Annotated in this window: 18 protein-coding genes and 1 pseudogene; 15 read left to right on the top strand and 4 right to left on the bottom strand. The window is 70.3% G+C overall.

All coding sequences use genetic code 11. The annotated features are described in order from the left end of the window. Positions 1 to 40: 40 nt before the first annotated feature. From AC07YS_RS25250 to AC07YS_RS25240, 3 genes are all read left to right on the top strand, one after another. Positions 41 to 742, top strand: coding sequence for a YceH family protein (locus AC07YS_RS25250; RefSeq protein WP_495269672.1), 702 nt, complete (start codon positions 41 to 43; stop codon positions 740 to 742). A gap of 85 nt (positions 743 to 827) precedes the next feature. Then, positions 828 to 1,283 carry a hypothetical protein gene (locus tag AC07YS_RS25245; protein WP_495269673.1) on the top strand — a complete coding sequence of 152 codons (456 nt, stop codon included), beginning with the start codon at positions 828 to 830 and terminating at the stop codon, positions 1,281 to 1,283. A 44-nt stretch (positions 1,284 to 1,327) separates the two neighbouring features. After that, on the top strand, positions 1,328 to 1,687 hold the full coding sequence (locus AC07YS_RS25240; protein ID WP_495269674.1) for a hypothetical protein: 360 nt from the start codon (positions 1,328 to 1,330) through the stop codon (positions 1,685 to 1,687). A gap of 27 nt (positions 1,688 to 1,714) precedes the next feature. On the opposite strand, the gene AC07YS_RS25235 is transcribed toward AC07YS_RS25240, so the two are convergent. Then, positions 1,715 to 2,188, bottom strand: a complete 474-nt coding sequence (locus AC07YS_RS25235) for an Lrp/AsnC family transcriptional regulator (RefSeq protein ID WP_095743953.1) — start codon at positions 2,186 to 2,188, stop codon at positions 1,715 to 1,717. A gap of 88 nt (positions 2,189 to 2,276) precedes the next feature. Here AC07YS_RS25235 and AC07YS_RS25230 point away from each other — a divergent pair, with 88 nt between their 5' ends. The 3 genes and pseudogenes from AC07YS_RS25230 (at position 2,277) to AC07YS_RS25220 (ending at position 5,931) form a co-directional block, all read left to right on the top strand. Further along, a complete protein-coding gene (locus AC07YS_RS25230; protein WP_495269675.1) occupies positions 2,277 to 3,458 on the top strand; it encodes a M20 aminoacylase family protein in 1,182 nt (393 codons plus the stop codon). Between the two features lie 28 nt (positions 3,459 to 3,486). Further along, positions 3,487 to 4,656: pseudogene (locus tag AC07YS_RS25225) on the top strand (diaminopropionate ammonia-lyase); the annotation flags it as partial. A 15-nt stretch (positions 4,657 to 4,671) separates the two neighbouring features. Beyond that, positions 4,672 to 5,931, top strand: coding sequence for a M20 family metallo-hydrolase (locus AC07YS_RS25220; RefSeq protein ID WP_495269688.1), 1,260 nt, complete (start codon positions 4,672 to 4,674; stop codon positions 5,929 to 5,931). Positions 5,932 to 5,962: 31 nt separating this feature from the next. Here AC07YS_RS25220 and AC07YS_RS25215 read toward each other — a convergent pair whose 3' ends face one another. Then, positions 5,963 to 7,168: a patatin-like phospholipase family protein gene (locus AC07YS_RS25215; RefSeq protein ID WP_495269676.1), complete on the bottom strand. Its 1,206-nt coding sequence runs from the start codon at positions 7,166 to 7,168 to the stop codon at positions 5,963 to 5,965. A 107-nt stretch (positions 7,169 to 7,275) separates the two neighbouring features. On the opposite strand from AC07YS_RS25215, the gene apbC reads away from it, so the two are divergent. The 4 genes from apbC to tsaA all read left to right on the top strand — a co-directional run bounded on the left by apbC (position 7,276) and on the right by tsaA (position 10,284). Further along, the gene (apbC, locus tag AC07YS_RS25210) at positions 7,276 to 8,367 is read left to right on the top strand and encodes an iron-sulfur cluster carrier protein ApbC (protein ID WP_062478984.1); all 1,092 of its coding nucleotides are present in this window, start codon (positions 7,276 to 7,278) and stop codon (positions 8,365 to 8,367) included. 73 nt (positions 8,368 to 8,440) lie between these two features. Continuing rightward, on the top strand, positions 8,441 to 9,391 hold the full coding sequence (locus AC07YS_RS25205; protein WP_062478987.1) for a LysR family transcriptional regulator: 951 nt from the start codon (positions 8,441 to 8,443) through the stop codon (positions 9,389 to 9,391). A 51-nt stretch (positions 9,392 to 9,442) separates the two neighbouring features. Then, positions 9,443 to 9,790 carry a winged helix-turn-helix domain-containing protein gene (locus AC07YS_RS25200; RefSeq protein WP_062478989.1) on the top strand — a complete coding sequence of 116 codons (348 nt, stop codon included), beginning with the start codon at positions 9,443 to 9,445 and terminating at the stop codon, positions 9,788 to 9,790. Next, positions 9,787 to 10,284 carry a tRNA (N6-threonylcarbamoyladenosine(37)-N6)-methyltransferase TrmO gene (gene tsaA, locus AC07YS_RS25195; RefSeq protein ID WP_495269677.1) on the top strand — a complete coding sequence of 166 codons (498 nt, stop codon included), beginning with the start codon at positions 9,787 to 9,789 and terminating at the stop codon, positions 10,282 to 10,284. Before AC07YS_RS25200 ends, tsaA begins: the two co-directional genes overlap by 4 nt. Here the strand turns inward: tsaA and AC07YS_RS25190 are convergent. Together AC07YS_RS25190 and AC07YS_RS25185 are read right to left on the bottom strand one after the other, a co-directional pair. Beyond that, positions 10,245 to 10,925 (bottom strand): nitroreductase family protein, encoded by a 681-nt coding sequence (locus tag AC07YS_RS25190; RefSeq protein WP_495269678.1) that lies wholly within the window; start codon positions 10,923 to 10,925, stop codon positions 10,245 to 10,247. The genes tsaA and AC07YS_RS25190 overlap by 40 nt on opposite strands. Continuing rightward, positions 10,922 to 11,161: a hypothetical protein gene (locus tag AC07YS_RS25185; protein ID WP_062478998.1), complete on the bottom strand. Its 240-nt coding sequence runs from the start codon at positions 11,159 to 11,161 to the stop codon at positions 10,922 to 10,924. The genes AC07YS_RS25190 and AC07YS_RS25185 overlap by 4 nt, the downstream gene beginning before the upstream one ends. 115 nt (positions 11,162 to 11,276) lie before the next feature. Here AC07YS_RS25185 and modB point away from each other — a divergent pair, with 115 nt between their 5' ends. The 5 genes from modB to AC07YS_RS25160 all read left to right on the top strand — a co-directional run bounded on the left by modB (position 11,277) and on the right by AC07YS_RS25160 (position 16,242). Continuing rightward, positions 11,277 to 11,966 (top strand): molybdate ABC transporter permease subunit, encoded by a 690-nt coding sequence (gene modB / locus AC07YS_RS25180; RefSeq protein ID WP_495269679.1) that lies wholly within the window; start codon positions 11,277 to 11,279, stop codon positions 11,964 to 11,966. Between the two features lie 28 nt (positions 11,967 to 11,994). Next, positions 11,995 to 12,744: a molybdate ABC transporter substrate-binding protein gene (gene modA, locus AC07YS_RS25175; protein ID WP_495269680.1), complete on the top strand. Its 750-nt coding sequence runs from the start codon at positions 11,995 to 11,997 to the stop codon at positions 12,742 to 12,744. Continuing rightward, complete coding sequence (locus AC07YS_RS25170) at positions 12,741 to 13,532, top strand: ABC transporter ATP-binding protein (protein ID WP_495269681.1); 792 nt, start codon at positions 12,741 to 12,743, stop codon at positions 13,530 to 13,532. Before modA ends, AC07YS_RS25170 begins: the two co-directional genes overlap by 4 nt. An 80-nt stretch (positions 13,533 to 13,612) precedes the next feature. Further along, on the top strand, positions 13,613 to 15,955 hold the full coding sequence (locus AC07YS_RS25165; RefSeq protein WP_495269682.1) for an FdhF/YdeP family oxidoreductase: 2,343 nt from the start codon (positions 13,613 to 13,615) through the stop codon (positions 15,953 to 15,955). Then, entirely contained in the window at positions 15,952 to 16,242 is a 291-nt protein-coding gene (locus AC07YS_RS25160; RefSeq protein ID WP_062479014.1) for a helix-turn-helix domain-containing protein, read from the top strand. The genes AC07YS_RS25165 and AC07YS_RS25160 overlap by 4 nt, the downstream gene beginning before the upstream one ends. The last annotated feature ends 5 nt before the right edge of the window (positions 16,243 to 16,247 follow it).

Here is a 16,247-nt window from a genome sequence, read left to right as displayed (position 1 = left end):
GCCCGGCTGCCTTTTCACTTCTGCCCTTTCTCCCAGAGCCATGTCCACACCGCTGCCCGTCCTGTCCCTCCTCGAAACCCGCGTCCTCGGCGTGCTGGCCGAAAAGCAGCGCACCGTGCCCGACAGCTACCCGCTCACGCTCAACTCGCTGGTGTCGGGCTGCAACCAGAAGACCAGCCGCAACCCGGTGCTCGAACTCAGCGAGTCGCAGGTGCAGGCCGCCATCGACAGCCTGAAGGGCTACAGCCTCGTGGCCGAGACCAGCGGCGGGCGCGCCTTCCGCTACGAGCACAACACCGACCGCGTGCTGCGCATTCCGTCGCAGTCGGTCATCCTGCTCACCGTGCTGATGCTGCGCGGCCCGCAAACGGCCGGCGAGCTGCGCATCGCCTGCGACCGCATGCACAACTTTGCCGACATCTCGTCGGTCGAGGGCTTCCTCAACGAACTCGCCGAACGGCCGGCCGGCGCGCTGGTGGTGAAGCTGGCGCGCCTGCCCGGCGCGCGCGAAAGCCGCTGGGCGCACCTGCTGAGCGGGCCGCCGGCGGAAGAGGTGGCGGGGCCGGGCGCAACGGGCGACGGCGCGTTTGCCACGCACGGCGATTCGCTCGGCGAGGTCGCGGCGCTCAAGGCCAACGTGGCGCGGCTGGAGACCGAGGTGGCATCGCTGAAGGCGCTGCTGGGGCGCGTGTGCTCGGAACTGGGCATTTCTCCTGACGCGCCGGACGTACCCGAGGCCTGATCCTCCCGCTTCACAAAGGCTTCATCCAGGCCGCACATTCGCCGCCTACCGTCGGACCCATTGCGAACCCAATGGAGCTCCGACCATGGACCACGGACAAACAGCCGCCTGGCGCGACCACACGCCCTTCGACGACATCACCCGCCGCCTGCTGGGCGGGCTGGCGGCCCTGGCCGGCGTGGCCAGCCTCTACGCCTTCTTCTGGTGGGCCGCTTCGGCCACCGGCTTCCTGCTGTTCGACGGCTGGTGGCACACCTGGCGCGGCCTGGGCACGGCGCTCGCGTTCCGTGATGCCGACTCGGCGTTCTACCTGCTGAGCTGGACGCTGTCTGTTCTTGGCGGCGCGATCGGCTGGCTCGCGCTGGTTGCGCTCGCCGTGACCCATCGGCGCGGCTGGGGCGCGGTGGCGATGTGGATCAAGGCTGGCTGCCTGCTCGGCGCGGTCGCCGGGCTGGCCTTCGAACCCGGCCGGCTGCTGGCGCTGGCGCCGATCGTCGGCGCGGTGCTGCTGATGCTGCGGTCGATGTTGTCGGCGCGCTGAGCGCATCGGCTATCGTCGGCTTCCACGTCGTTCGCGGGAGCCGCATGACCTACGCCTGTCCTCATTGCCGCCAGCCGGGCATCGCCGCCATGGCCAAGCGCTGGTCCAGCCGCGAAACGCCCGCGGCGTGCGGACTTTGCGGCAAGCTCTCGCATGTGCTGGCCAGCACCTCAAGCGGGATCGGGGTGGCGGGCCTGCTGATCATCGTGCTGTCGGGCATCGCAGCGGCTGCATGGGACATGGCGCCGCTGCTCTTGCTTGGCGTGGGCCTGGCGGTGGCGAACAACTTCCGGGCCTGGCGCCGCGCCAGGCTGTGGCCGATCTCGAAGGAAAGCGCCGACAGCGCCAAGAAGGCCGGCTGGTTCGTTCTGGGCCTGCTGGCGCTGTTCGGCCTGGGCTCGTGACGCCGCGCGCCGCCTGAGCCCGCGCCCTCAGGCCCCCGCCGACACCGGCACATCCAGGCTGACCTTCACCGGGTCCATCGTCACCAGCGTGCGAAAGCGCTTGACGTTGTTGCTCTGGAAAAACAGCTGGCGGGTGAGCGCCGTGTATTGCGCCATGTCGCGCACCACGCACACGAGGATGAAGTCCCACTCGCCCGTCACGTAGTAGCACTGCTGCACCTGCGGGCAGTCGCGAAAGCTTTGCTTCATGGCGTCGAGCCGTTCGATCTGCTCGCTCTCGGCCTCGACCTCGACCACGATGGTGAGCGGGTGCCCGAGCGCGGCGGGCGACAGCACGGCGCCGTGGCGCTGGATCACGCCCTCGTCGCGCAGGCGCTTGAGCCGGCGGTTCACCGCCGCCGTCGACAGGTGGATGCGCTCGCCCAGCTCGCCCTGCGAGAGGCGGCTGTCGGCCTGGATCAGTTCGAGCAGGTGCAGGTCGAGGGCGTCGAGGGGTGTCATGAGAAAGGGCAGGCTTCGCGCAAAAACGTTGCGTGGCGGCGGCTCATTTTGCGCACCTGTCCCGCTGCGTTGTCAATAGCATCTCGCCATGAAGTTTCCAGACGCACCCCTGCGCGACCAGCTGGCCGGCTGGCGGCACCAGCTGCACGCGATGCCCGAAACCGGCTTCGAGGAGGCGAAGACCTCGGCCTTCATTGCCAACGCGCTGCGGGCGCTAGGGCTCGAAGTGCACACCGGCATCGGCGGCACCGGGCTGGTCGCCAGCCTCACGGTCGGCAGCGGGACCGGCGTGATCGGCCTGCGCGCCGAGATGGACGCGCTGGCCATCACCGAGCTGGCGACCGAGCGGCCGTACGCCTCCGGCACGCCCGGGCGCATGCACGCCTGCGGCCACGACGGCCACATGGCGATGGTGCTCGGTGCCGCGCAGCTGCTGCGCGAGCGGCGCGATTTCGACGGCACCGTGCGCTTCATCTTCCAGCCCGCCGAAGAGCACGGCCGCGGCGCCCGGGCCATGATGGACGACGGCCTGTTCGAACGCTTTCCGGTCGACGAGATCTACGGCCTGCACAACATGCCCGGCCTGCCCGCCGGCACCTTCGCCACGCGCGCGGGCGGCCTGATGGCGAGCGAAGACAACTTCGTCATCCACATCCACGGCCGGGGCACGCACGCCGCGCGGCCGCACATGGGCATCGACCCGATCGTGATCGGCGCGCAGATCGTGCTGGCGCTGCAGACCATCGTGTCGCGCACGCTCGACCCCGGCGCGCAGGCCGTGGTGTCGTGCACCGAGTTCATCACCGACGGCATCCGCAACGCGATTCCGTCGAACGTGGTCATCAAGGGCGACACGCGCAGCTACGACCCGGCCGTGCAGCGCATGCTCGAGGCGCGCATGCGCGAGATCAGCGAGGGCATCTGCCGCATGCACGGCGCGGAGTGCACCTTCAGCTACACGCACGAGTTCGCGCCCACCGTGAACTGGGCCGAGTGCGTGCCGACCGCGGTGGCCGCCGCGACGGCCGTCGTGGGCGCCGAAAAGGTCGACGCGAATGTGGCGCCGATGATGATCTCGGAAGACTTCGGCGCCTTCCTGCGGGCCGTGCCGGGCGCCTTCGTTTTCCTGGGCAACGGCGCCGAGGGCGAGCCCGGCGGCACGCCGCTGCACAACGGCCGCTACGACTTCAACGATGCGGTGCTGACCACGGGCGCGCGCTACTTCGCGCAGATCGTGCGGCTGCGGCTTCCCGTGCGAACTGCCGCCTGATCCATTCTTCTTTTCCGGTTTTCTTCCCATGCTCTTTTCCAACCCTCACGCGCAACGGCGCGGCTACGACGCGGCCCTGCAGGCCGTCATGACCATCGCACGCGGCCGCGAGAGCCGCCAGTGGCTGTCCACCTGGGACCGGCTCTCGCCGCAGCCGACGCCGGCGTGGCCGCTGCCCCGGCTCGCCGCGCAACTGGGCATCGCGCAGGTGGTCGTGAAAGACGAATCGCGCCGCTCCGCGCTCGGCAGCTTCAAGGTGCTCGGTGCGCCCGTGGCCCTGCTGCGCCTGGTGCTGCGCCGCTGGCCCGAACGGGGCTGGACGCCCGCCGACCTGTTCGCGGGCCGGCATGCCGAGGCGCTGCGCGACTTCGTCGTCATCAGCGCGACCGACGGCAACCATGGCCGCGCACTGGCCGCGGCTGCGCAGAGCATGGGTTGCCGCTGCGTGATCGTGCTGCACGCGCAGGTCAGCGAGGAGCGCGAGGCGCCCATCGCCGCGCTCGGCGCCGAGATCGTGCGCATCGCCGGCAACTACGACGCCTCGGTCGAAGAGGCCGCGCGCCTGGCCCGGGTGAATGGCTGGGAGGTGGTCTCCGACACCTCCTACGAAGGCTACGAAGAGATTCCGCGCGACGTGATGCAGGGCTACGGCATCCTCGTCGACGAGCTGCTCGAGAACACCGCGCCCGGCGCGCCGTGCCCCTTCACCCACGTCATCGTGCAGGGCGGCGTCGGCGGGCTCGCGGCCGGCGTGGCCAGCCATTTCTGGGAGCGCTACGGCGCGGCGCGGCCGACGCTGATCGTCGTCGAGCCCGAGCAGGCCGACTGCCTGCTGCAGAGCGCGCGCAGCGGTCGCCCCGACCGCGCCACCGGCAGCGTCGATTCCGTGATGGCCGGGCTGGCCTGCGGCGAGACCTCGCCGCTCGCATGGCGCTTTCTGCAGCCCTCGGTCGATCTCTTCATGACCGTGACCGATGCCGACGCCGAACACGCCATGCGCACCTTCGCCACGGGCGAGGCGGGCGACGTGCCCGTGCTGGTCGGCGAGTCCGGCGCGGCCGGCCTGGCTGCGCTGCAGGTGCTTGCGGCCGACCCCGAACTGGTGCGCGCCGCCGGCCTCGACGCCAGCTCGCGCGTGCTGCTGTTCAGCACCGAGGGCGCAACCGCGCCCGGCGTGTACCGCGCGCTGACCGGCCGCTCGGGCGAAGAAGTCGTGGCGGCGCAGGCGCAATGGCTGCAACACGAAGGCATCGCCGAAGCCGCGCTGATGGCGCGCATCGACGCGCACGCCGCCATCGGTGCGACCGCGCAAGGCGGCGTCTGCCGCATCGCGCTCACCGACGCCGACCGCGCAGGCCGCGACCAGCTCGTGCAATGGATGCGCGACCTGGGCCTCACCGTGCGCATCGACCGCATCGGCAACATCTTCGGCATCCGCCCCGGCCAGCTGCCCGATGCGAAGCCCGTGATGACCGGCTCCCACATCGACACCGTCGCCGCGGGCGGTCGCTACGACGGCAACTACGGCGTGATGGCCGGCCTGGAGGCGGTGCGCTGGCTCAACGAACGCCAGCGCCAGACGCTGCGCCCCTTCGTGGTCGCCGCGTTCACCAACGAGGAGGGCGTGCGCTTCATGCCCGACATGATGGGCTCGCTGGTGCACGCGGGCGGGCTGGCGCTCGAGGCGGCGCTCGACACCGTCGCCACCGACGGCGCACGGCTGGGCGACGAGCTCGCGCGCATCGGCTACGCGGGCGACATGGCCTGCGGCGCGCTGGTGCCGCATGCGTTCGTCGAACTGCACATCGAGCAGGGCCCGGTGCTGGAGGCCGAAGGCGTCACCATCGGCGCGGTGGCCGACCTGCAGGGCATCTCGTGGCAGGAGATCGTCGTCACCGGCCAGTCGAACCACGCGGGCACCACGCCCATGCGCCTGCGCCACGACGCCGGCTACTGCGCCGCCGCCATCGCGGTGTTCGTGCGCGAGCTGGCACGCCGCTACGGCGGCAGCCAGGTCGCGACCGTCGGCGCGATCGACCTGCACCCCAACCTCATCAACGTGATCGCGGCGCGCGCCACGCTCACGGTCGACCTGCGCCACACCGACGAGGCGACGCTGAAGGACGCCGAAGGCGAGTTGGCGGACTACCTGCGGCAACTCGAAACAACCGAAGGCGTGACCATCGAAGCCCGCACGCTGGCGCGCTTCGAGCCGGTGCAGTTCGATGAACGGCTGGTGCGCCTCGTCGAAGCCAGCGCGCACGCCCGCGGCCTGAGCCACCGCCGCATGACCTCGGGCGCGGGCCACGACGCGCAGATGATGGCGCGTATCGCGCCCGCCGCCATGGTCTTCGTGCCGAGCGTGCGCGGCATCAGCCACAACCCGAAGGAGCACACGGCGAGCGCCGACCTGGCGCAGGGCGCGAACGTGCTGCTGGACGTGGTGCTGGGGCTGCTGGACGAGGCGGACTGAGCGGCGCGCGGTCAGCCGGCCGCGTGCGCCGTCATTTCGGCACCCACCCGAAGAACCGCAGCACCTCGTCGCGCTGGCGCATCGCGTCCGCGTGCCCCAGCGCCATGAGCTCGCGCGTGTAGGCCGACTCGAACAGCAGGTAGCTGGCGAGCGCGCCGCCCTTCACGTCGGCCGCGACCTTCGAGCCGCCCAGCAGGTGCCGCACGGCGCCCGGCAGCGCGTCGACGTGGCGCGCCGCGATCATGTCGATGCGCTCCGACGGCGAGATCACCAGCAGGTCGAGCGGGCGCAGCGTGCTCGCGGCGCGCGCTTCTTCGGGGATCAGGCCCAGCGTGTGGTTGATGCGGCGCAGGCGCTCGATGTCGACCGCCAGCGCATCCAGAAAGATGCTCGACAGCGCATGGCCGGCGATCTGCGCCATGGTCGGGTAGCCGCTGTGGGTGTTGGGTGCGTCCTCGTCGCGCGGCTCGTGCATGCGGCCCGCGCCGATCACCACGATGCGCTGCGCACCCAGGTGGATCGCCGCCGCGATGGGGGCCGACTGGCGCATCGAGCCGTCGCCGAAGTACTCGGTGTGGCCCGGCGGCATCGGCAGCGCGGTGGCCGGGAACACGAAGGGAATGGCCGAGGAGGCCATCAGGTGCGCGTGCGTGATGCGGTCGCGCACCGACAGGCGCTGCGAGCGCACCCAGGGCTCCATCGGCACGGCCGCCTCGAAGAAGGTCACGTGCTCGCCCGAGCTGTAGCTCGAGGCCGTGACCGCCAGCGCCTGCACGTGGCCCTGCTGCATGAGCTGCGGCAGGCGGTCCAGCGGTACCAGGCGTTGCAGCAGGCCGGCCAGCGGGGAGTTGTCCAGCAGCGACTTGGGCTTGATGCGCATCCAGTTGGCCGCAAAGCGCCCCAGCCCGAGCAGCATGCGCCAGCGCGCGCCGCTGCCGAGCACCGAGAGCGAGTCGGCGCGGTAGATCTGCTCGGCGCGGAACTCGCCCCAGACCTGCGCGATGTGCGCGACCACGCGGTCGAAGTCGTCGGCGCCGCAGGCCAGCGCCGCGGCGTTGATGGCGCCGGCCGAGGTGCCTGTGATGATCTGGAACGGGTTGCCGCCGCCGATGGCCGCACCCGCCGCCACGGCGTCGCGCCGGATCTCGGCGATGGCTTCGAGCACGCCGACCTGGTAGGCGGCGCGGGCGCCGCCGCCTGTCAGCAGCAGGCCGGTGGCGGGGCTTGTCTCGGGCATTGCGTCGGTGTCTTTTCTTCTTCGGCGTTTTTCGGACGGGAAATGAGCGCGTCCCGGTACGGGCTTGGCGGGCGGAATAGACTACCCGCCATTCAGGAGTTTGATCAATGGCACTCACCCCCGACGGGCTCATGGACGCACTCAAGAGCGTCACGGACCCTAACACCGGCAAAGAATTCGCAGCGACCCGCTCGCTCAAAAACCTGCAGATCGCCGAGGGCGATGTCTCGTTCGACCTCGAACTGGGCTACCCCGCCAAGAGCCAGCACGCGGCCATCCGCAAGTCGCTCGTGGCCGCGGCCAAGGCCGTGCCGGGCGTGGAGAACGTGTCGGTCAACATCGTCACCAAGGTCATCAGCCATGCGGTGCAGCGCGGCGTGCAGCTGATGCCCAACGTGCGCAACATCGTGGCCGTGGCCTCGGGCAAGGGCGGCGTGGGCAAGAGCACCACGGCCGCCAACCTGGCGCTGGCGCTGGCCGCCGAGGGCGCCAGCGTGGGCCTGCTCGACGCCGACATCTACGGCCCGAGCCAGCCCATGATGATGGGCCTGGACGGGCGCCCCGAGAGCATCGACGGCAAGAACATGGAGCCCAAGGAGCGCCATGGCGTGCAGGTGATGTCGATCGGCTTCCTGGTCGACGCCGACCAGGCCATGATCTGGCGCGGCCCCATGGCCACGCAGGCGCTCGAGCAGCTGCTGCGCCAGACCAACTGGAAAGACCTCGACTATCTGATCGTCGACATGCCGCCGGGCACCGGCGACATCCAGCTCACGCTGAGCCAGCGCGTGCCGATGACGGGCGCGGTGATCGTCACCACGCCGCAGGACATCGCGCTGCTCGACGCGCGCAAGGGCATCCAGATGTTCGAGAAGGTCGGCGTGCCGATCCTGGGCATCGTGGAGAACATGGCGGTGCACATCTGCTCCAACTGCGGCCATGCCGAGCACATCTTCGGCGCCGACGGCGGCAAGAAGATGGCGGCCGAGTACCAGATGGCCTACCTGGGCGCGCTGCCGCTGGACATCAACATCCGCCTGCAGGCGGACAGCGGGGCGCCCACGGTGGTGTCCGACCCCGACGGCGAGGTGGCCGGCCTCTACAAGGCCGTGGCGCGCAGCGTGGCGGTGGGGATCGCGGAGAAGGCGAAAGACTTTTCCGCGAAGTTCCCGACGATCTCGATCAGCAAGAACACCTGAGGCCGAGGCGGGGCAGGGCGAGGGCCTGCGCAGGCGCCCCGGACGAGAGCCCCCAAGAAGAAGGACGCACGCAATGAACCTGCTCGCCTCGATGCGCTACCTCGTCGCACTCAGCGAGCACAAGCATTTCGGCCGCGCCGCGCAGGCCTGCCACATCACGCAGCCGGCCCTGTCTAACGCGCTGCGCGCGCTGGAAGGCGAGTTCGGCGTCGTCATCGTCAAGCGCTCCCGCGTGTACGTGGGCCTCACGCACGAAGGCGAGCGCGTGCTGGCCACGGCGCAGCGCATGCTGCGCGACAACGAGGTGCTGCTGCAGGAACTGCGCAGCGAAGCCGGCGACCCGCGCGGACGGCTGCGCATGGCCGCGGTGCCCACCGCGATCCCGATGCTGTCTCGCTTTGCCGCGATGCTGCAGCAGCGCCATCCGGGCATCGTGCCGGCCGTGCTTTCCATGAGTTCGCAGGAGCTGGAGACGGGCCTGGAAAACCTCTCGGTCGATCTCGCCCTGGGCTACACCGAGCGCATGCACCTGCCGGGCGTCAAGCTCAAGGCCTGGCCGCAGAGCATCGAGCATTACTTCCTGCTGCGGCGCGCGAAGAAGCCCTCGGCCGACCGGCTGCGCATCGGCCGCCCCATCGCCTGGGCCGAAGCCGGCACGCTGCCACTGTGCCTGCTCACGCCCGACATGCACAACCGCGCCATCATCGACCAGGCCCTGCGCGAGGCCGGCGTGGCCGCGGTGGCGCCCGCCATCGAAACCAACTCGGTGCTCACGCTCGCGCTGGCCGTGAGCGCGGGCACCGTCAGCAGCGTGCTGCCCGGCGCCATGGTGGCGGCCGTGCGCAGCCACCGCGAACTGGAGGCGCTGCCGCTGGTGGCGCCCGAGGTGCGCACGCCCATCGGCTTCATGACGCAGGAGGGCGTGCGGCCCGCGCGGGCGCTCGATGCGGCGCTGGCCTTCTTGCAGACGCCCGAATGGCAGGCGCAGGCGCGCCAGCACAGCGGCGCGCTCGACGCCGCGTAGCCCGGCGCACGGGTGCCGACGGCACCTGGATGGTTTACCCTTCGCGCCATCATGAAATCCAAAGCCCAGTTCCGCCTGCGCATCTACCGGGACGACACCATCGCCATCGGCCCCGGCAAGATCGCCGTGCTCGAAGCCGTGGCCGAGACCGGTTCGATCTCGGCGGCGGCCCGCCTGCTCGGCATGTCGTACCGCCGCGCGTGGATGCTGATCGACGAGATGAACCAGACGCTGGCTTCGCCGGCCGTGAACACCGCCGCCGGCGGCTCGCGCGGCGGCGGCACGGCGCTCACGCCGGTGGGCGAGGACATCGTGAAGCGCTACCGCGCCATCGAGAACGCCGCGCGCCTGGCGACGGCGGCCGACGTTCGCGCGCTCACACGGCTGCTCGCGCCATGAACGCCGCCGACATCGACCCCGTCGTCTGCCGCCCGGTCGGCATCGTGCGCAGCCGCTTCACGGAAACCTCGGGCATGCCCATCCAGACGGCCGGCGCACCCGACGAAGTGGGGCGCCTGGAGGTGTTCGCCGAGTTCGCGCCGGGGCTGCGCGACATCGAAGGCTTCGACTACCTGATCCTCGTGACGCACCTGCACCGCTGCGCGCACGAACGGCTCGAGGTGGTGCCCTTCCTGGACGACGCCACGCACGGCGTGTTCGCCACGCGGGCGCCCGCGCGGCCCAACCGGCTGGGCCTGTCGATCGTGCGGCTCACGGCGGTGGAGGGCACGACGCTGCACTTCAGCGGCAACGACATGGCCGACGGCACGCCCGTGCTGGACATCAAGCCCTACGTGCCGCGCTTCGACGTGCGCGAGACCGAGCGCGTGGGCTGGTTCGGCGCGCGGCTCGATCAGCTGCCGCGCACGCGCTCCGACGGCCGGATGGACTGATCGCCGTCGCCTGACGCTTCGCCGGCCGCGCCCGGCAGCAGGTCGCCCTGCCAGCACGACCACACGTCCTGCGACAGCGTCTCGCGCGCCTGCGGCGGCGCCTCGCGGATCGTGCCCATGCTGATGAAACCCGCCAGGTACTCGCCCGGCTGCACGCCGACCTGGCGCACCAGCGTCTCGTCGAAGCAGCGCTCGCCGCTGAGCACGATGGCGCCGTAGCCCAGCTGGTGCGCGGCGGCCAGCAGGTTGCCCAGCGCCGCGCCGGCGCCCAGCCACTGTTCGCGCGCGGGGATCTTGCTGCGCTCGCGCGGCGACACCACGAAGCCCAGCAGCAACGGCGGACGCGTGGCGTGCTCGCGGGCGCGCCGCAGGTCGGTCGGGCTGGCGAGCGGATCGCGGCGCAGCTTTTCCTGTTCGAAGCACCAGGCCAGCGCCTCGCGGTTCTGCGGGCGGAACTCGATCACGCGCCACGGATGCAGCCCGCCGTGGTCGGGCGCGCGCAGGCCGGCCTGAAGGATGGCGTCGAGTTCGTCGGGGTTCGGGCCGGGCGATTGCAGCCGCCGCGGCGACACCGAGCGCCGTGTCAGCAGGACTTCGAGGATGCGTTCCGCACCCGTCATGTGGCGCCACATCGTTGTCATGGCCCGCGCCGGTCGGTCCACGCGGCGCTGCGGCGCAGCACCTCGCCGATGTCCTGCGCGTCGCCCGGCGCCACCAGGAACGACTGGCTCTCGCCGCCCGGCGCGATGATCGACAGCACGAAGCCGCCGGCGTCCAGCGTGCGCTCGATGCGCCATTCGTGCACCTGCGTCACATGGCGAAGCTCGGGCCTGCCGGAGGTCGAGCGGACAACGGTGTCATGAGGGGAAAGGCGCATGGGGCGGATGGACAAAGTCTCCAACGCTGTATCCGCCAGTATATGAAGACCGGCGCATCCGTGCATCCCCGTGGGAACCAGAAGGCCGCTCATGTAACAATTGCGCCGTATCTCAATGAACACGACGACCACATCTTCGCTCATCGTCACCACCGACTGGTCGCCGCTGGTCCTGTCGCTGCAGGTCGCGGCGGTCGCGACCTTGCTGGCGCTGGTCGCGGGCGTGGCGCTGGGCTGGGTGTTCGCGCGCAAGCAGTTCACCGGTTCGGGCGTGCTCGAGGCCGTGTTCATGCTGCCGCTGGTGCTGCCGCCCACGGTGATCGGCTACGCCATCCTGGTGGCGGCAGGGCGCCGCAGCCCGCTGGGCGCCTGGCTGCGCGAGCACTTCGACTACACCATCATCTTCAGCTGGCACGGCGCCGTGGTGGCGTCGGCCGTGGTGGCGCTGCCGCTGGTGCTCAAGTCGGCCAGCGCGGCGTTCTCGAACGTCGACCGCTCGCTCGAAGCCGCCGCCAGCACCTTGCGCCAGTCGCCGTTTTCGGTGTTCCTGCGCGTCACGCTGCCGCTGGCTTGGCCCGGCATCCTGGCCGGCACGCTGCTCGCGTTCGCGCGCGCCATGGGCGAGTTCGGCGCCTCGCTGATGGTGGCCGGCTCCATTCCCAAGCAGACCCAGACCCTGTCGATGGCCATCTACGACGCCGTGCAGGCCGGCCACGACGACCTGGCGCTGCTGCTGGTGGTCGTCACGTCGGTGCTGTCGATTGCCGTGCTGGTCGTGTCGAACCGCTTCTTTTCGCTTCGTTGATTCCCCTTTTTTCCAGGAGACTGTGCCCATGCGTCCGTTGCGTCTTTTGTCTGTCGTGCTTGCCCTGGCCCTGCCGTTTGCGGCCGCCGCGCAGCAGATCACCGTGTCCGCCGCCGCGAGCCTGACCGACGCGTTCAAGGAAATCGGTCCCAAGTTCGAAGCCGCCAAGGCGGGCAGCACTGTGCGCTTCAACTTCGCGGCCTCGGGCGTGCTGCTGCAGCAGATCGGGCAAGGCGCGCCGGTCGACGTGTTCGCCAGCGCCGATCAGGAGACGATGAACCGCGGCAACGACCAGAAGCTCATCGACACCGCCACCCGCAAGGACTTCGTCACCAACAGCCTCGTGCTGGTCGAGCCCGCGCAGGGCGCCGTCGGCCTGAAGTCGCTGCAGGACCTGAGCGGTGCGAACGTGAAGAAGATCGCCGTCGGCAAGACCGCCACCGTGCCGGTCGGCCGCTACACCAAGCAGGTGCTGGACAACGCCAACCTGTGGACCGCGCTCGAACCCAAGTTCGTGCAGGCCGACAGCGTGCGCCAGGTGCTCGACTACGTGAGCCGTGGCGAGGTCGAGGCTGGCTTCGTGTACCGCACCGACGCGGCCGTGGCCGGCGATAAGGTCAAGGTCGCCTTCACGCCCACCGGCCACACGCCCGTGACCTACCCCATCGCCGTCGTGGCCGAGAGCAAGCAGAAGGCGCTGGCCGGCGACTTCATCGCCTTCCTCGCGACACCGGCCGCGCAAGAAGTGCTCACGCGCTACGGTTTCGGCAAGCCATGATCGATGTCGATCTGCAGCTCACGGTGAAGGACGGGGCCCGGCGCTTCGACCTCGCCGTGCGCTTCCAGACCGACGTTCCCTTCGCCGCGCTCTACGGCCCCTCGGGGGCCGGCAAGTCGCTGACCCTGCAGGCCATCGCCGGCCTGCTGCATCCGTCGGCGGGCCATGTGCGGCTCGATGGCCGCACGCTGTACGACGCGGCCCAGCGCATCGACGTGCCCGCGCCGGCGCGCCGCATCGGCTACCTGTTCCAGAACTACGCGCTGTTCCCGCACCTCACGGTGCGCGAGAACGTGGCCTTCGGGCTCACCGCGTGGCACCGCCGCACGCTGCCGGCCCGCGACGCCGAGCGCGTGCAGGCGCTGCTGGCCAGCTTCGGCCTCGCCGCGCTGGCCGACAGCCGGCCGCAGAAACTCTCGGGCGGCCAGCAGCAGCGCGTGGCCCTGGCGCGCGCGCTGGCCTGCGAGCCGCAGGTGCTGCTGCTCGACGAACCCTTTGCCGCGCTCAACCCCATGCTGCGCGCCGAGCTGCGCCACGAGCTCGCGCAGGTGCGCAAGCAATGGGGCATCCCGGTTTTGATGATCACGCACGACATCGAGGACGTGCTGGCGCTGGCCGACGTGGCCTTTGTCTACAAGGACGGGCAGGTGGTGCGGGAGATCGACCTGCACAACGCCGACAGCCGCGACTTTGCGCTGCGGGAGATTGCCGGGGTGCAGGAGGTGGAGGAGACGCCGCTGCGCAGCAAGCTGCGGGGCTTGTTGATGGGTGGTGCGCGCGAGGCCTGAGCCTCCATCATTTCCATTTTGAATCGCCGCATGTCCCGATTCAATTTGACGCCACGCCCCCGCAGGCCAACACTGCCGCCATGAGCGAGCAGAAGATCGAGTTTTACAAGGGCCCTGCCGGTGGTTGGGGTGCGTTGCGCAGCGTGACGAATGCGCTGCTGCGGCAGGACATTCCGGTCAAGGGCGCGAAGACGCTGCTCTCGGCCAACCAGCCCGACGGCTTCGACTGCCCCGGCTGCGCCTGGCCCGACCGCAACCATGCCTCGACCTTCGAGTTCTGCGAGAACGGCGTGAAGGCCGTGGCCGCGGAGGCCACCGCGCGGCGCGCAGGCCCGGAGCTGTTCGCGAAGCACACGGTGGCCGAGCTGGCTCAGCAGAGCGATTTCTGGCTCGAAGACCAGGGCCGCCTCACGCACCCCATGGCCTACGACGCGGCCAGCGACAGGTACGTGCCCATCGACTGGGACGACGCCTTCGCGCGCATCGCGCAGCACCTGAACGCGCTGCCCGACCCGAACCAGGCCATCTTCTACACCTCGGGCCGCGCGAGCAACGAGGCGGCCTTCCTGTACCAGCTGTTCGTGCGCGAGTACGGCACCAATAACTTTCCCGACTGCTCGAACATGTGCCACGAACCCAGCGGCAGCGGCATGCGCCCGCAGCTGGGCGTGGGCAAGGGCACGGTCACGCTGGAAGACTTCGAGAAGGCCGACGCGATCTTCATCTTCGGCCAGAACCCGGGCACCAACCACCCGCGCATGCTCGGCGAGCTGCGCGCGGCGTCCAAGCGCGGCGCGCGCATCGTGAGCTTCAACCCGCTGCGCGAGCGCGGGCTGGAGCGCTTTGCCGACCCGCAGGACAAGCTGGAGATGGCCACGCTGGGCTCCACGCCGATCAGCACGCACTACTTCCAGCTGCGCGTGGGCGGCGACTTCGCGGCGGTGAAGGGGATGATGAAGCACGTCATCGAGCGCGAAGACGCGGCGGTGGCGCGCGGCGAGCCTTCGGTGCTCGACCACGCATTCATCGCCGAGCACACCCTGGGTTTCGAAGCGCTGGCCGACGACCTGCGCGCCGAATCGTGGCCGCTGCTGGCGCAGGAATCGGGCCTGAGCGAAGCGCAGATGCGCGCGGCGGCCGACGTGTACCTGGGCGCGAAGCGGGTCATCGCCTGCTGGGGCATGGGCATCACGCAGCACCAGCATTCGGTGGCCACGATCCAGATGATCGGCAACTGGCTCATGCTGTGCGGCCACATGGGCCGCGAAGGCGCGGGCGCCTGCCCGGTGCGCGGCCACAGCAACGTGCAGGGCGACCGCACCATGGGCATCTGGGAAAAGCCGCCGGCCGCGCTGCTCGACCGGCTGCAGCAGGTGTTCGGCTTCGAGCCGCCGCGCAAAAATGGCGTGGACACGGTCGAGGCGATCCAGCTCATGCTCGACGGCAAGGGCAAGGTGTTCTTCGCGCTGGGCGGCAACTTCGCGGCGGCCACGCCCGACACCTACCAGACCTGGAAGGCGCTGCGGCAGTGCGACCTCACGGTGCACGTGACGACCAAGCTCAACCGCAGCCACATCATCCACGGGCGCGAGGCACTCATCCTGCCGTGCCTGGGCCGCACCGAGATCGACATGCAGGCCAACGGTCCGCAGGGCGTGACGGTCGAAGACTCGATGAGCATGGTGCACATCTCGATGGGCATCAACCCACCCGCGTCGGAGCACCTGCTGTCCGAGCCGGCCATCGTGGCGCGCCTTGCTGCAGCCACCATCGGCGCGCGCAGCAAGACGCCGTGGCTCTGGCTGGTGGAAGACTACGCCCGCATCCGCGACAAGATCGAAGCCGTGTTCGACGACTTCAAGGACTTCAACGCACGCGTGGCGCACCCCGGCGGCTTCCGCCTGCGCAACACGGCGAGCGAGCGCGTGTGGGCCACCGCGTCGAAGAAGGCCGTGTTCTTCACGCACGCCGTGCCGCTGGACACGCACGCCCACCGCGCCCGCGCGCGCTTCGCGTCGCAGCGCGACACGCTGGTGTTCACGCTGCTCACCACGCGTTCGCATGACCAGTACAACACCACCATTTACGGCATGGACGACCGCTACCGCGGCGTGTTCGGCCAGCGCCGCGTGGTGTTCATCCACGCCGACGACATCCGCCAGCTCGGCATGAAGGACGGCGACTGGGTCGACATCCAGACGGTGTGGAGCGACGGGCAGGAGCGCCGGGCCGATCGCTTCAAGCTGGTCGCGTACGACATCCCGCGCGGCAACCTCGCGGCCTACTACCCCGAGACGAACCCGCTGGTGCCGCTGTCGTCGGTGGCCGAGAACGCGGGTACGCCGACGTCCAAGTCGATCCCCGTGGTGCTGTCGCTGCATGTGGCGCCGGTCGCGGCGGAGGCCGACGCCGTGGCGGCATGAGCGATTCCGGGTTCGACGCCGACGCCTTTTCCATCGCGATCCTGCGCGCGCTGGCCGAAGCTCCGGGCGAAGGCGGCATGTCGCTGCCGCGCCTGGGCAAGCGGCTGGGGCAGGGCGCGAGCGTGGTCATGCGCCAGCTCACGCTGATGGGCGATGCCGCGCTCGGCGGCGTGCGCGGACCGGGTTGGGTGCGCGTGGTGCAGCTGGACGATCGCTGGGTCGCGCACCTCACCGACGCCGGGCGCGCGGTCGCCGAGAGCCTGCCGGCTGACGACAGCCGAGACTGAGCGGA

The sequence above is a fragment of the Variovorax sp. GW458-11-26-14-LB1 genome (genome assembly GCF_059423965.1).
This window is presented reverse-complemented; position numbering and strand designations above follow the sequence as displayed.

Coding starts and splice junctions, on each gene's coding strand:
- AC07YS_RS25245 (WP_495269673.1), top strand. CDS start 828: ATGGACCACGGACAAACAGCCGCCTGGCGCGACCACACGCCCTTCGAC.
- modB (WP_495269679.1), top strand. CDS start 11,277: ATGAACACGACGACCACATCTTCGCTCATCGTCACCACCGACTGGTCG.
- AC07YS_RS25235 (WP_095743953.1), bottom strand. CDS start 2,188: ATGACACCCCTCGACGCCCTCGACCTGCACCTGCTCGAACTGATCCAG.
- AC07YS_RS25230 (WP_495269675.1), top strand. CDS start 2,277: ATGAAGTTTCCAGACGCACCCCTGCGCGACCAGCTGGCCGGCTGGCGG.
- AC07YS_RS25250 (WP_495269672.1), top strand. CDS start 41: ATGTCCACACCGCTGCCCGTCCTGTCCCTCCTCGAAACCCGCGTCCTC.
- AC07YS_RS25215 (WP_495269676.1), bottom strand. CDS start 7,168: ATGCCCGAGACAAGCCCCGCCACCGGCCTGCTGCTGACAGGCGGCGGC.
- apbC (WP_062478984.1), top strand. CDS start 7,276: ATGGCACTCACCCCCGACGGGCTCATGGACGCACTCAAGAGCGTCACG.
- modA (WP_495269680.1), top strand. CDS start 11,995: ATGCGTCCGTTGCGTCTTTTGTCTGTCGTGCTTGCCCTGGCCCTGCCG.
- AC07YS_RS25205 (WP_062478987.1), top strand. CDS start 8,441: ATGAACCTGCTCGCCTCGATGCGCTACCTCGTCGCACTCAGCGAGCAC.
- tsaA (WP_495269677.1), top strand. CDS start 9,787: ATGAACGCCGCCGACATCGACCCCGTCGTCTGCCGCCCGGTCGGCATC.
- AC07YS_RS25185 (WP_062478998.1), bottom strand. CDS start 11,161: ATGCGCCTTTCCCCTCATGACACCGTTGTCCGCTCGACCTCCGGCAGG.
- AC07YS_RS25200 (WP_062478989.1), top strand. CDS start 9,443: ATGAAATCCAAAGCCCAGTTCCGCCTGCGCATCTACCGGGACGACACC.
- AC07YS_RS25170 (WP_495269681.1), top strand. CDS start 12,741: ATGATCGATGTCGATCTGCAGCTCACGGTGAAGGACGGGGCCCGGCGC.
- AC07YS_RS25160 (WP_062479014.1), top strand. CDS start 15,952: ATGAGCGATTCCGGGTTCGACGCCGACGCCTTTTCCATCGCGATCCTG.
- AC07YS_RS25190 (WP_495269678.1), bottom strand. CDS start 10,925: ATGACAACGATGTGGCGCCACATGACGGGTGCGGAACGCATCCTCGAA.
- AC07YS_RS25165 (WP_495269682.1), top strand. CDS start 13,613: ATGAGCGAGCAGAAGATCGAGTTTTACAAGGGCCCTGCCGGTGGTTGG.
- AC07YS_RS25240 (WP_495269674.1), top strand. CDS start 1,328: ATGACCTACGCCTGTCCTCATTGCCGCCAGCCGGGCATCGCCGCCATG.